The organism is Laceyella sacchari, from assembly GCF_004343255.1.
Lineage (GTDB): Bacteria > Bacillota > Bacilli > Thermoactinomycetales > Thermoactinomycetaceae > Laceyella > Laceyella sacchari.
Genome location: NZ_SMDD01000001.1, coordinates 1232562 through 1245871, shown reverse-complemented (window position 1 = coordinate 1245871; position 13310 = coordinate 1232562). Strand labels below are relative to the sequence as shown.

15 protein-coding genes are annotated in these 13310 nt (G+C 45.4%); 14 read left to right on the top strand and 1 reads right to left on the bottom strand.

What is annotated here, in order from left to right; all coding sequences use genetic code 11:
- Positions 1-56: 56 nt before the first annotated feature.
- Positions 57-644 (bottom strand): competence protein CoiA family protein, encoded by a 588-nt coding sequence (locus EDC32_RS05970; RefSeq protein ID WP_132220464.1) that lies wholly within the window; start codon positions 642-644, stop codon positions 57-59.
- Between the two features lie 303 nt (positions 645-947).
- Here EDC32_RS05970 and EDC32_RS05965 point away from each other — a divergent pair, with 303 nt between their 5' ends.
- The 14 genes from EDC32_RS05965 to EDC32_RS05905 all read left to right on the top strand — a co-directional run bounded on the left by EDC32_RS05965 (position 948) and on the right by EDC32_RS05905 (position 13305).
- The gene (locus EDC32_RS05965) at positions 948-1727 is read left to right on the top strand and encodes a ParA family protein (RefSeq protein ID WP_132220462.1); all 780 of its coding nucleotides are present in this window, start codon (positions 948-950) and stop codon (positions 1725-1727) included.
- On the top strand, positions 1705-2325 hold the full coding sequence (locus tag EDC32_RS05960; RefSeq protein WP_132220460.1) for a hypothetical protein: 621 nt from the start codon (positions 1705-1707) through the stop codon (positions 2323-2325). The genes EDC32_RS05965 and EDC32_RS05960 overlap by 23 nt, the downstream gene beginning before the upstream one ends.
- Before the next feature lie 170 nt (positions 2326-2495).
- Positions 2496-2717 carry a helix-turn-helix domain-containing protein gene (locus EDC32_RS16615; RefSeq protein ID WP_132220997.1) on the top strand — a complete coding sequence of 74 codons (222 nt, stop codon included), beginning with the start codon at positions 2496-2498 and terminating at the stop codon, positions 2715-2717.
- 162 nt (positions 2718-2879) lie between these two features.
- Entirely contained in the window at positions 2880-4334 is a 1455-nt protein-coding gene (locus EDC32_RS05950; protein ID WP_132220458.1) for a hypothetical protein, read from the top strand.
- A gap of 95 nt (positions 4335-4429) precedes the next feature.
- Positions 4430-4567, top strand: a complete 138-nt coding sequence (locus EDC32_RS16295) for a hypothetical protein (RefSeq protein ID WP_158283249.1) — start codon at positions 4430-4432, stop codon at positions 4565-4567.
- 170 nt (positions 4568-4737) lie between these two features.
- Positions 4738-5181, top strand: coding sequence for a hypothetical protein (locus tag EDC32_RS05945; RefSeq protein WP_132220456.1), 444 nt, complete (start codon positions 4738-4740; stop codon positions 5179-5181).
- 118 nt (positions 5182-5299) lie between these two features.
- Positions 5300-6202: a conjugal transfer protein gene (locus EDC32_RS05940; protein ID WP_132220454.1), complete on the top strand. Its 903-nt coding sequence runs from the start codon at positions 5300-5302 to the stop codon at positions 6200-6202.
- Positions 6203-6216: 14 nt separating this feature from the next.
- Positions 6217-6477: a hypothetical protein gene (locus EDC32_RS05935; RefSeq protein WP_132220452.1), complete on the top strand. Its 261-nt coding sequence runs from the start codon at positions 6217-6219 to the stop codon at positions 6475-6477.
- Entirely contained in the window at positions 6461-6865 is a 405-nt protein-coding gene (locus EDC32_RS05930) for a TcpE family conjugal transfer membrane protein (protein WP_132220450.1), read from the top strand. The genes EDC32_RS05935 and EDC32_RS05930 overlap by 17 nt, the downstream gene beginning before the upstream one ends.
- Positions 6865-9363 (top strand): ATP-binding protein, encoded by a 2499-nt coding sequence (locus EDC32_RS05925; RefSeq protein WP_132220448.1) that lies wholly within the window; start codon positions 6865-6867, stop codon positions 9361-9363. The genes EDC32_RS05930 and EDC32_RS05925 overlap by 1 nt, the downstream gene beginning before the upstream one ends.
- On the top strand, positions 9360-9842 hold the full coding sequence (locus EDC32_RS05920; protein WP_132220446.1) for a hypothetical protein: 483 nt from the start codon (positions 9360-9362) through the stop codon (positions 9840-9842). Before EDC32_RS05925 ends, EDC32_RS05920 begins: the two co-directional genes overlap by 4 nt.
- Positions 9839-11728 (top strand): CD3337/EF1877 family mobilome membrane protein, encoded by a 1890-nt coding sequence (locus EDC32_RS05915; protein WP_132220444.1) that lies wholly within the window; start codon positions 9839-9841, stop codon positions 11726-11728. Before EDC32_RS05920 ends, EDC32_RS05915 begins: the two co-directional genes overlap by 4 nt.
- On the top strand, positions 11721-12251 hold the full coding sequence (locus EDC32_RS05910) for a hypothetical protein (protein ID WP_132220442.1): 531 nt from the start codon (positions 11721-11723) through the stop codon (positions 12249-12251). The genes EDC32_RS05915 and EDC32_RS05910 overlap by 8 nt, the downstream gene beginning before the upstream one ends.
- Positions 12235-13305, top strand: coding sequence for a peptidoglycan DD-metalloendopeptidase family protein (locus EDC32_RS05905; protein WP_132220440.1), 1071 nt, complete (start codon positions 12235-12237; stop codon positions 13303-13305). The genes EDC32_RS05910 and EDC32_RS05905 overlap by 17 nt, the downstream gene beginning before the upstream one ends.
- Positions 13306-13310 lie beyond the last annotated feature (5 nt).

Below are 13310 nucleotides of genomic sequence, written 5' to 3'. Positions count from 1 at the left end.
TCGGCAAGGTGTATTGGCCAGCTGAGTTTTTGGACGCAATGAGTGAAAGTATTACATTAAAACAAGCTTAGCTGGACTGGAGTTGGTGGCAAAAAATCTGTGTCGGGGTTCAGTGGTGAAAGCAGATAGGGATTGGATAGGATTTCTTCTGCGGAGACTTCTAGCCAAGAGGGGTGTTTGATGTGTTGTGGCCGGGGTCGATCTCGGATTTCAATGTGTAGGATTGGAAGGCCATAGCGATCAAGCAAGGAGAGATGCGAAACGAGAGAGCGCTGGTTGATGCGGATGCGGTGGTTTACTTTGATTTGATGGATTTCATTTCGAGGAAGTTCGGTTCGCTCATTGCAAAAAGGTTGAAGCTGGACTGGATCGCCGGCTCCCTTCATCCATTCGCGCAAAGTGACTAGGAGAACATGTTTGGCTAGGACAACAGGCGACTTGGTAAGCTTGCATTTTTTGTCTTTTCGCAGGTGGGCAAAGAATGGGTTTTTTAGCTTGCTGGTGCGCAAAACGAGTCTTTTTTTGCACTCTGGACAATGATGTGATTTACCAGGCTGTGCTTCTTGTGGTGTGACAATTTCTCCATTGGGTCCCAACCCATATGGGATCATCCGATACCGTTGCCGATATTTTGATCTGATCATTTTTCAATCCCCTTTCTTGTATTTTCACACTATTTTCAAATTATTATATCTCCTTTTGTAGAGTAAAGAAATAACCCTCTCTCCCCTTCAAAGAAGATGTGTACCAAATCTCTCCTCTGATGCGGAAGACGCAACAAACCATACATTAGAGGAGGGAGGTTGAACCTGCATGACTTCGTTTTCATGATTGGAATCATAGATTTGTTTGTTTTACAGACCATTTTACAAAATGTGAACAGGGTTTAAAGCAGTTTTACAGAAATACAGGAATACGAATCTACAGAAATAAGGGGATGTGTAAACATGGGTCATGTAATTTCCATTGGAATGGGTAAAGGAGGCGTAGGAAAAACGACAACATGTGCAGTCATCTGTGATCTTTTGTCGGAAAGGGGTTATAAAGTTCTTGGAGTTGATTTCGATAGCCAGGGAAATCTGACTCAAATGACAACCCGCCAAAGCCTATTTGACTTTGAAGACCGAACCATATTGGAAGCAATGAAGCAAGGTGATCCGGGGCCATATATACACGAAATCACGAAAAATTTTCACATCATTCCGTCTGATGATTACTTAGCATTGTTGAGCAAATTCCTATACCGGGACTACGAGGGCCACCCGTTCCTTTTACTCTCAAAAACGCTTAATCCGATCAAAGACTCATATGATTACATCATTATCGATTTGCCCCCAAACTTAGGGGATCACACACTTAATGGATTAGCAGCCAGTGACTTTGCTTTGGCGATCTTCCAGCCCGAACCTTTCTGCTTTGATGGGTTACTTCGCTACGAAGAAACAATTGAACTAGTACAAGAAGAAGTAAACCCCAATATGAAATTCCTTGGTATCATCACTTCTATGATGGATTCGGTTGCAACCCTAGACGAAACAATTTATCAGAAGGCAAAGCGACAATATCCTAATCTATTGTTTGATGCTGTGATCAAACGTCGGGTGAAAATCAAAGAGTATAGTATCACAGGTTTAAAAAAGAACACAGCAGCGGACAGGATAACTCTTAAACCTTATATCGCCTTAGTTAAGGAGATGATTGAACGTGTCCAAAAAGAAACTATTTGAAGACCTGTTGGAAGGCATCCCCAAAAAATCCCGGAAACCCGAAAAAACAGCAATACAGGAACCTGTAAATACAGGTATACAGGAATATGCAAAAGAACAAAACCATAAAGAAGTAAATACAAAAACACAGATTCCTGTAAATGAGGGAAATAATATTCCTGTATTTACTGAAAACCAGAAAAACAGGGATAAAGATTCGCAGAAAGATGTAAATATAGAAATACAGGAAGACATAAATACAAAATTACAGGCTCCTGTAAATACAGGAATACAGGAAAATGTATTACTAGATTCCCAAGAACCTGTAATTACAGTAACACAGGAACCTGTGAAGAAGGAACAGAGCAAACCCAGAAATACAGGTATACGTAAAACCAACAACCCAGCTCCACAGAAAAATGCAAATACAGGAATAAGGGAATCTGTAGAAAAGAAGACGTTCGATTTCCCGTCTTCCGTGGCAAAAAGGCTCAAAGTTGCTGCCGCCCTTACGGATCAGTACGAAAGGGAAATTGTCTTAGAAGCAGTCACAAAGCATTTGGATGAGTTGGGAATTCCAGATCCAAGCAAGATTGCTATGAAAAACAAGAAGAGATAACTCGTATCAAATTTAAACATAGGACCTCCTCTAATTAATTAGGGGAGGTTGTTTGCATAGGTATAGTTATATTTTTTAGAAAATTGTATTGCAAATAATACAATCGTACCGTATAATAATGTAATGAAAACAATACAAAGGAGGTGTGCTGAAATGGAATTTAAAGATCGATTGGGGGAGTAGTATCCCCACTTTCTGAAGTTTATACATCAAGGGAGGCAGCAGAAAAGTGGGGGCTTTCCGAAAATACAGTAACCCAATGGTGTAATCGTTCCAGCGATCCTACATATACGGGTAAAAAATTTCTTCCCAATGAGTTTAGGAAAAGCGGGAAGATATGGTTAGTTACGAAAGCTGGAATGGAAAGGCTAACAGGACGGAAGCTTCCGTAATAAAAAATAAACGGCTCCCTGGCGAAGCTGTTTGGACACGTCACCAGAGAGCCAAAAATCCCATGAAGAAAGGATTCAGATCAAAGTGTACCACATCCAACAACCGAATAGAAGACTCGACGCGCTGGTTTATTGGCAAAACAACTTAGGTGGTGATGCAGCATGACAACAGCTGACTTGCAACAAGAACGGTGGGTTAGATGGGGGCATAAGCGGAAGCCGAACAAGGTTGTCTTGAAGCTTTACTCGTTCTTTGACTTGATTGGTGACTTCGTTCCAATGTACCGTACGCTTTTTACATGGATTGGACGAACTGCGATGGCGACATGGAAACGGATCGGCCAGTCGATCATGATCTTGGTAAATCTGTTGCTGATGGCTGGTATCATCTACCTGTCCGTTCATCACTCATACAAACTTTGTGTGAGAGTTGGATACTATGGTATTGACGCATGGGTTGCTGTGGGAGTGTTTGAGTTGCTGTTCGTGTATTGCTCACAGGTCATCCAAAGTGCTTATAAAAACGGAAAAAAACAAGGGGTCATGCCGTGGCTCGGGTTTCTCGCAGGGTTCGCTTTTGTGGTCACTTCAAACTACACGGGAATGGCTGACACGAAACTTGCAAAAGCGATCGGAGTCAGTATGCCATGTCTCCTTCTTGTGATGAAGGGCGTGTTGGCGTATCAGTTCAAAAAGGAAGACCGACGAGCTAAGAAGGAAGATCGGCGTGGGAAAAAAGTTCCATGGTGGGATCGGTTGTGCTTCTGGCGGGAAAAAGATGTCACCAGCTCCAGCGAACCGTCTGGTGAAAATCAATCACCAACACCAGCATCTGCTGGTGGTATTTCCACCAGTCAATCAGTCACCAGTTCCAACGAAATGCCTGGAGAAAAAACACCAATTCCACCTGAAGAAACCACCAGCCACCAGATCGCCAGCAATAAAAACTCCAGCGTAAAAATCGCCACCAGCACCACCAGCGATAAAGTCACCAGCGGCAATATCACCAGTACGGCCACCAGCAAAAAGAAAATCACCAGCAAAGGCTCCAGCACCACTGGTAAAAAGAAAACCACCAGTCGGAAGAACACCAACGCTAGCGAAAAGGTGGTATCCATGAAGGATCGGGATGCTGAAATTGCGCGCATTATTGAGGTTGCTAAGAAGATTGTCAGAACTGAAGGGAGAGCTAATTGCGGACGTGGACGTCTCATGAAGGAAGCTGATTGTAGAGAAAATCATGCAAAGTGTGCTTTGGAGAAAATCGATCAATTGATAAAAGAAGGTCTGCTGGAGGATGGCCTATCACCTGCTGGTGAAAACAAATCACCAGCGTCACCAGAACAAGCTGGTGAAAATAAATCTCCAACCCCAGCACCGGGTGGAGAGGAGATTTCTCCAGTTGATGAAAAATCTCCAGCTCCAGCCACTGGAGAAAAAATACCTCCAGCCACCAGCGATGAAATTTCTCCAGTTGATGATGTAAAATCACCAGCTCCAGTCGCTGGTGAAGAAAGCGCAGTCACCAGCCAAGAGGAAATTTCTCCAGCGAAAGATTCACCAGAGGAATCGCCAGTAGATGAAAACACCAGTGCACCAATTGCTAGTCAACCGTGAACAAGTTAAGTTAGGCCCCACTGGGGCCTTTTTCATTTGCAAAGCGCCAAAAAATATTGGACACTATTTTTATCTATTTAGAAGGAGGTGTCGCGGTGGATGATTTGATTCCGGCAAAAGAGTTTGCGAAAAGGATCGGGAAGACAAACTCTTATGTTTGCCGATTAGCACGTTTGGCCAAACGTGCAAATTATCCTTGGCAGATCAAGCAGGAAAGTCCTTTAAATGGTTAGATGAATAATGAAATCGGCACGAACAGGCTAATAATAAACTTCATGGAAAAAACTTAATCAGATGGTCATTTTGAGGCTTGCTACAAGCCTCTTTATTGTTTCTCTATCAGTGGACAAACAGTATGAAGTTGATGGAAACTTATAGTGATTTTGAGTAAGGAGGTGCACCAGTGAGTCAAAAGTACATACCTTTGCAGAAGGCGGCCAAAGCGTTTGGGTTAGAACCAAGTTATGCTGCTGAACTTGCGAGAAAAAGCGTTCAATCAGGGAATCCGTTTCCGGTGAAACGCGGGCAACCCTGGGAAGCGACATGGGAAGAGTGGCGAATCATCTTTAACCCGCCAGGAAAACGATTAAGGAAGAAAAGAAAACGGGTTGGCGTCGCTCCTGCAAAAGAAACAGCAACTACAAAAGAGTGTATCGCTTGTACCAAGGCCGCACGGTTAAAAGGCATTTCACATGCTTGGGCACTGGAGTTAGGAAGACGTGCCATCCAGAACCAATACGCTTGGCCAAGAATGGAGAATGGCCAGTGGCTCGCCCCAGTGGAAGAATGGTTTAAAATTTTTGACGATCCTGATCTTAGACGAAGAAAAAAGAGGAAAAAACATTGATGTTTTTTAATATCCATCTATTGATTAAGCTACGTCTTCTGGGTTAGAATCTATATGAATACGCTTAAATAATGGGTTTTCGACTGATTTCAGTTGGTTTAGAAGGGAGGATTAACCATTGAAGAAACCTTTTCCCCCATCAACTAAGCCGCTTCAATTTAAGAAAATGGCTATCTGGGGACTACTAGTAACCAGCACGGTAACGAGTACGGCCGCTATTGGGTTATGGGCAACCGGCGAGTTTAATATTTCCTCTGCACAGTCCATGGTTTCTGCTGAAAAGACGGAAGAGTGGGAAGTGTCGGGGAATGCAAAAGCGTTTGCCGCTTCCTTTGCCCATGATTACTTTAAATGGACGATAGGCAAAGAAGAGCAACGGGCGAAACGGTTGGAACCCTATTTAGCAGCGGGAATGGATCCGCAAGCAGGGATATCATTCTCGTCCCTTACGCATACCGCAAGACCAGAAGTGGAACATGCCGGCAATGCCATTTCTCTAGGGGGACATCGAAGCATTATCTATGTTCACGCGATAGTGAACTACTACAACCCCAAAGATGAGAAAAAGGACTTTTATAAACGTCAAATCCTTGCGGTTCCCATTAAGGCGCAAAGCGCGAGTCAGTTCGTAGTGATTGACACGCCATATCTTGTGCCAGAACCGACCAAGCCCAAGGATGCATGGAAGAGAGAATCAATGCCAGGGCAATCGGTTCCTTCTGAGGTGCGTGATCAGATCGAAACCGCACTGGATAGCTTCTTTAAAGTGTTTGCCGAAGGGAAAGATAGTGAGATTCAGTATCTCACCAGAATGGAAAAAACCCTCCATGGCTACAACGGTTCCATGCGATTTGTTGAACTGGAACAAGTAGAAGTGGTGAGTCAAGGGAACACCTCCTACATGGCAAACGTCTTGGTTCGGATGAAAGAAACGGATACGGACATGGAAGTAACATATCCCTATACCGTGGAATTAATCGAAGAGAAAGGGCGTTGGTTCGTAACCACACTAAACCATTAAGGGAGGGAACACGCATGAAGGATGTTGTTAATAATGGCACCGAGTTAGTCATCGCTATTGTCGGTTCCATCTTTGTAGCCATTATCGCTGTGAAATTCCTTTCGCTCTACGCTTCCGATAATGAAGCTGGGATGGGGAAAAAGATCTTTTGGACCGTGATTGCAGCCATTTTCATCTTTAGCGGTTATCAAGTTGTTAACAAGATCAAAGATACAGCCAACAACGAAATCTTGACTGATAAAAAGTCAGGTGTCACCAATGAAGAATCTCAGTAAAATCCTTGATCGGGAAGACAAATGGTATAAGATCGGGCCAATCACCATCCCAAGGGGGGTATCCAAGAGAACCCCTTTTTACTTTTTAGCAATTGAAACAATCCTAATTGGTATTGGACAGATCCCATTTTCTCCGGTTTGGTTAATCGATCAAATTGAGAATGGATGGTGTATAACGTATCTCATTCTTCCCACTGTTCTCACTGCTGTACTGCAAAACTTGAAGACTCACGGGAAGACACCAGAAAGCTATGCCTTGACCATGCTTTCCCATTGGTTCCGTCCCAAACGCGTTTCACCGTATCAGGAGATTGAGGAACCCACCATCTATGAGTTTGGAACCACCTATACCATCCGATTAGAAGAACGAAGAAAGGAGGAAGCGTAATGAGAAAGTCGGTTATTTTCCCTGTTCGGCATATCGAGGGAAACCTTGTGTTTACGAACAACGACCAAGTGTGGGCATACTATGAAGTCCCGAAGGTCAACTATACGTACCGATCACCAAGCGAAAAGAAACAGCTTCGTCAATCTTGGATGCATGTGCTCCGCAAGTTCGAGAATGACATGCACCTGTTGATGATTCCGAGATTCTTTGACATCGAAGCGCATCAAGAGAAGTTAAAAAAAGACGTGCCTGAAGGGGCGATGACCAAACAAGGCATCCATTATATCGACGAGATGACAAAAGTGCTGGTTAAGAAACAGAAGCGCCCCACAGATCAACGAATCTTCATTGGATTGAGATTAAACCGGACAAAAGCCCATTCCACACGCAGACAACTAAAGAAACAACTTCGCTTTCAGTTTAAAGACTTGCGTCGATTAATATACTATACGGCCGGTATTGAACCCTATGACATTTTAGATGAAGAGTTGACGGCCTATCAGGATAGAGAGATTCAGATTTATCAAGACTTGTACGGATGCCTTCCCGTTCAACGCGTCACCGTCCATGACCTCCAAGTCCTGATTCAACATAGCGCATTCCGGGGGATTGGGGAACCGCGCGGTTCTAACTCATGGAAGCCACGAGCCGAAGCCTTTGAAATGAATGGACATGAAGTCATCCGTCCTAATCAGAAGGACATTGAACTTCTCATGAATGGGGAGTATGAAGTTTCTTCCCATCATGTGAAAGTAAAGCAGTTCCATGAGGGAGAGATCAAAGAAGGATGGATGCAGTTTCTGTATCTCTCCTATATGCCGGATGATCTCATTTTTCCCGGTGAGGAATGGGCATATTGGCTTCAATCCCTACCATTCCCGGTTGATCTGAGTATTCGGATTAAGGTGATTCCGCATCAGCAAGCAACGGAACTACTTGGTCGGCAGAAAAGACGGCTATCCCATCACATTACGCACACTCGGGAAGATGGCCAGCAACAAGACTTAGACCTGGAGGAAACCTACCTCGAAGCCGTTGAGCAGGAGAAAAACCTAAAGCAAACCAAAGAACCGATTTTGCAAATGACCGCCTGCTTCTGTGTGTATGCTGACTCAGAAAGAAAGATGATGGAGCGAACCCAAACCCTTATCCGACACTATGAGAACCGGAATCACGATATGAAACTGCTTGTATCCCCCGGTGACCAGTTCTTAGCGTTCCATGAGTTCCTGCCGGGTGGTACGCAATTTGTCAAAGACTTCAACCAGAAACTGAAACCAGAAATGGTTGCTACTGCGATGATCAACGGGTCTCAGCATCTAGGGGATGCACGGGGAATGTTTATCGGGTATACCGGGCCTGCAGAGATGCCCGCCAAATACCTTGACCGTCCCGTTTTTCTCCATCAGGCGTTGGCCGCACAAGGTGGCGAAACCTTGGATACCAAGTCTCTTTCCACCTTGATTGTTGGTCGGACTGGGTTTGGGAAATCGTTTGGTGCCGCTCTTCTTTCCTATCAGGCCATGCATCATTTGGGAGCGAAGGTACTTCTTATTGACAGTAAAGGGGAACGCGGAAACTGGGTTGAGGATTTACCCGGTTGTAAGGGGCAGGTGGCATTGATTCGGTTGGGTTCTGACCCTAGATACCGTGGCATGCTTGACCCCTTTATGATCTTTCCGAGAGAGGAAGCACCGCTTTTTGCAAAAGACTTTTTGATGCAACTGGTGCAAGTAGATCGCACCCATGACTGGCATCATCTCATTCAAGAAGCGATTCAAGAAGTCAAGATGTCCGACCGCCCGTCTATGTCTGGGGTTTTGAACCTTATCAAACAGAAGGATGAACGTCTCTATCGGTCTTTAGCGTTATACGAAAGTTTCCCCTTTTCCCAATTGATCTTTGGGGATGGAAACCCATCGGAGCATCAACTTAGCCTAGATAAAGCTCTCAACATCATCCAGATTGATGAACTTCGGATTCCAGATCGGACAAAAGACCCCAAACAATATGACGAGTTGGAGATTTTGTCTAAGGCGCTCATGCTTCCAATCACCGGATTTGTAAATCAACTCGTTAAACGGGATCGCCACCGGTTTAAACAAATATGGTGGGAAGAAGCATGGATTCCGCTAGCCAGTGATTTGGGACAACGGGCTGTGGATGAAGGCATTCGCATGGGTCGGTATTGGAACGCAGGTACCCTCCTTGTCACGCAAAACCCATCGGATGTACCGGACCAACTCATCAATAATATCGGGGTCAAATTGGTCTTTAAAACCGTGGATGAAGATGAAGTCACCCAAGCACTTGAAATCCTTCAAATTGAGAACAACGAGGCAAACCGACAAGCCGTGCAAGGGTTGAAGGAAGGGGAATGCTTCATGCGTGACATCTATGGTCGGGTGGGTCGGGTGTACCTGGACTGCCTGTTCGGAAACCTCGCCAAAGCCTTTGATACCACACCCCCATTAGAACAGGAAAGGGTGGTTGGATGAAAGCCGAATGGATAAAGAAACCGAAAGTGTGGATCCCAACGGTGATTGTTGCCGCATCGTTGGGGACGCTTCCCTTCTGGCTACCGGATAACAAAGCCGATAAGAACGACATCACACCTGATCAGGTGGTCATCCAGTTTGAGAATGCCCAGATCCAAAAGGATGGGGTCAAAATCAAGGAGTTGGCCACACCGGATTATGCGAAGTTGCTGGCTGATCTTAACAATCTCTCGCTTAACCAAGGGAAGCAGAACAATGAAACGCTCCCGGATAATTGGGTAGCGGAAGAATATCGAGTGAACGAGAACCTTTACGTCTATCACATCAAATGGGTAAATGAGTTGAAGGTGAACGTAGGCGGTCACTATCGGGTAGAGAAGAAGAATGACAAGTGGCAAATCAATTACCTGCCGGGGAATGAATTTGACTTAATGATTCAAGGGTTAACCCCACGCATTCTAAAGGGGACAGACCATTGAAGAAATGGGTGATCTTCTCTACCCTCCTTGCTATCTTCTTTGCCACCCTTTACCCGATTATGCTTTATGCGGAGGAAACGAAGACACAGACTACCTCGATGAGCCTATGGGATAGCCTGATTCCACAGGAGTCAAAGAAAACCAAAGTGGGTCAGGTTGAAGTGAAATATAATCAGGTTCCGCTTGAACACTACCGACTCGACCTTTTCCTAGAGGAACGATCGTTTTGGGAACTGGATGATCAACTTTCTGATAGTGGCCACTACTTCCTCCATTCGTTCACCAACATGTTCTGGCAAGGCAACGTAGAAATCGCACGCATCCTCACTTGGGTGATGGAGGAGAGCCTAACCCTCGATGTTGTGAAAGAAGTGGGAGAGAGTATCGGGGAGGGTATCCGAACCCTTGCCGGCTATAACGGCGGCTTCCAAGACAAGGGATTCTATGGGATTTTTCTCCCCTTGATGGTAACGCTTCTGGGCGGTTGGATTGGTTGGAAAACGATGGTGACGGATGATGACCATGGTGCCGCACGTGGGATTATCTCTTCACTTGTGGTCATTTTCGGTTCCTATATCTTCTTTTACTTCGCATCGGACATTGCAGCGGGAGCCAATCAATTTTCCAGTGAGATCACCAAAGGTACCATGGCACTCACGAGTAACATCACGCAACCAAATGAACCTACCCTGAGTGCCAATGAAGCCACCGTCGAAGCAGGAAACAAACTATGGGAGATCATGGTGATCAAACCTTATCAATTGCTTCAGTTTGGCACAACGGATGTTGACCAAAAACGAATGGATAAGGTGTTAAAGACGGCACCGGAGAATCGTAGTGCCGTTATCCAAAATGAAGTGAAGACCCTCAAGAACTTAAACATGACCACCAAGAATTCAGGAACCCGATTAGGCTTCACGATCATGGTCGTCATCCTCAACCTGGTAATTGCTTGTGTCGTGCTAATGATTAGTGTGGGCATTCCCTTTTTCTCACTCTACTTCTTGTTTGTCCTGATGCTTTCGCCAATCGCGCTCACTTGGGCAGTCATGCCGCCATGGCGAAACAGCCTTTATCAATGGGCTGGACATGCTTTAGGGTCACTCCTCATGAAATTAGCGCTTGGTGTGCTGATGTCGCTATACTTCGCTTTCAGTGGGGCGCTCTATTCTTTTACAGAGGAAAAAGGGTATCTCATGACCATGCTAATGCAATATATCCTGTTAGCCCTGATGATTTGGAAGCGAAAGGACATTTATCAAATGGTTACCATTCCGGCAACGTCTTTCTTTGGAAATCCGACGGGTACACAAATGCTTGATCAGGTACTCCGAAAAGGGTTGCGTCAAGCCGATCAACTACTGAAACCCATCAAACTCCCAAATATAAAGAAACCGAAGAAGCAACCAACTCCTACCTCACCAGAACCGCAACCTGAACCGATTCCACAATACGAAGCCGAGATGATTAAGCCGGAACCGTTCAATGAGACCGAGTTTGAATTGATTTACCCGGATAATGAGTTAGAAGCCGGGAAGAAGCAGGAGAAGTTGACATCGGGTCCAGATGAACCCGTTGAGGGCGAACCTGAACCTGCTCCACAACTTACCACACCCGAAGTGGTTCTGTTGTCAACTGAGAACCAACCAGAGCAGGAGGAGGAGGAATCCGAACCGGTATTAACGAGTCCCGAAGCAACCTTGCTACCAGTTGAAGAGGAGGAAAGAGAATTAGAGCCAACCTATGAACTATTGCCGCCCGAAGCACACACGAAAACCGAATTAGAAGAAGTGGAGATTCCACCCTTTTTAAAACCATTGAAAGAAGAGCAAGAGGATGAGAACGAACCGCTTCCTCTTCTTGCAGAGGTGAAAAAGAGTGAATAAGCAGAAGAAACGATTTCTCCTTTGGTTGCCTGCGGTATGGATTGTGGCTTTTGGGTTCTGGTGGTTTCTAGCAGATCATGAACAGAAAAAGGGGGTGCAGTCCAAAACGGCTGCACCTTCTTTGCAAGAAGAACCCGTATTAACTAACATCACCCCACAAGACCTTAACCAAGCCAAACAGACAGTAGAGCGATTTCTTACCGTTTATCTTCATTACGATGGCAACCAACCAACCGAATATATTGAACCAACGCGACCTTATGTGACCGAGTCTTGGTTCAATCAGCAGATACAAGCACCACCACGACCTACCGTGGAAATTCAATCGACTCGACTACATCAGATCTCGTCCAATGAATGTATGAAACAAGAACCGCTCATTGAATGCTCCGTGGTTGCGATTAGCGAGATCATAGACCGAAAAGGAGATCGACACCTTGAAGAATGGACATACGATCTCATGTTAGGGAAAACCGACAACTGGCGTGTACAGGAGGTGAACGTGCGTGGAATGGTTGATTAGACAGCAAGAAATAAGAAAGGACTTCCATTGGCTATGGTTGGTACTTCCGATACTCGGTGCCATCTTCTTAGGAATTGTGTGTATCCTTTTCTTTCTATCCTTGTTCATGGGCAGAGAAGAGGACACCTCCATATCAACGGAAAGCGAAGTATCCAGCGCATTTCCTCAAGAGGCGAGAAAGTATCTGAGTCTCTATCAAGAAGCAGGGCGAAAATATGGTGTGCCTTGGGAGATATTAGCGGCTATTCATAAGGTAGAAACCGACTTTGGGCGTGATTTAAGCGTGAGTTCGGTGGGAGCCAGTGGTCATACCCAATTCATGGATAAAACATGGGTTGGTTGGTCTTATCCAGGTGGAACGCGGCTTGGGGACTTGCCCGATTCCGTGGATATCACCAACCCCAAACTGATTGCTAAATATGGTGGCATGGGTGTTGATGCAAACGGGGATGGCAAGGCGAATCCCTATGACCCGGTTGATGCCATTCATGCTACGGCTAAGTATCTGGCGGCCAATCATAGTAAAGGGGAGGACTGGTTTGCGCCAAATGGCCCTGTTTACGACTACAATCATGACTACCAAAACTATGTATTGAAGGTCAAGCGTTATGCAGAACAGTTTGTGGTTGCCACAACAGCCAATACGAGTATTCCGGGAGACGGGTTTCTGTTCCCTGTAGTTGGCGGAAAGATCACTTCCCCCTATGGAATGCGGGTAAACCCGGTTACAGGTGTTCACCGGATGCATGAAGGGGTGGACATCGGAAAAGGGAGGGGCGTTCCTATCATGGCTGCGGATGATGGAGTGGTTGTCGAAAACCGAGCGGCCAGTGGTTATGGATGGATGATCGTCATCCAGCATGCCAATGGGCTTCGCACACTTTATGCCCACATGTATAAGGAAGATGTAAAAGTTCGTGTAGGGAATCAGGTTAGTCGTGGTCATGTGATCGCGTTAATGGGGAGTAACGGGAGAAGTACCGGGCCACATCTCCACTTTGAAATCCATCGTAACGGTGCCCCGATTGACCCGATGCCTTTTATTAAACGATAAGGAGG

Bases quoted from the DNA above. Each gene is read 5' to 3' on its own strand.
- EDC32_RS05965 (WP_132220462.1), top strand. From the start codon at position 948: ATGGGTCATGTAATTTCCATTGGAATGGGTAAAGGAGGCGTAGGAAAA.
- EDC32_RS05920 (WP_132220446.1), top strand. From the start codon at position 9,360: ATGAAAGCCGAATGGATAAAGAAACCGAAAGTGTGGATCCCAACGGTG.
- EDC32_RS05950 (WP_132220458.1), top strand. From the start codon at position 2,880: ATGACAACAGCTGACTTGCAACAAGAACGGTGGGTTAGATGGGGGCAT.
- EDC32_RS05925 (WP_132220448.1), top strand. From the start codon at position 6,865: ATGAGAAAGTCGGTTATTTTCCCTGTTCGGCATATCGAGGGAAACCTT.
- EDC32_RS05970 (WP_132220464.1), bottom strand. From the start codon at position 644: ATGATCAGATCAAAATATCGGCAACGGTATCGGATGATCCCATATGGG.
- EDC32_RS05930 (WP_132220450.1), top strand. From the start codon at position 6,461: ATGAAGAATCTCAGTAAAATCCTTGATCGGGAAGACAAATGGTATAAG.
- EDC32_RS05935 (WP_132220452.1), top strand. From the start codon at position 6,217: ATGAAGGATGTTGTTAATAATGGCACCGAGTTAGTCATCGCTATTGTC.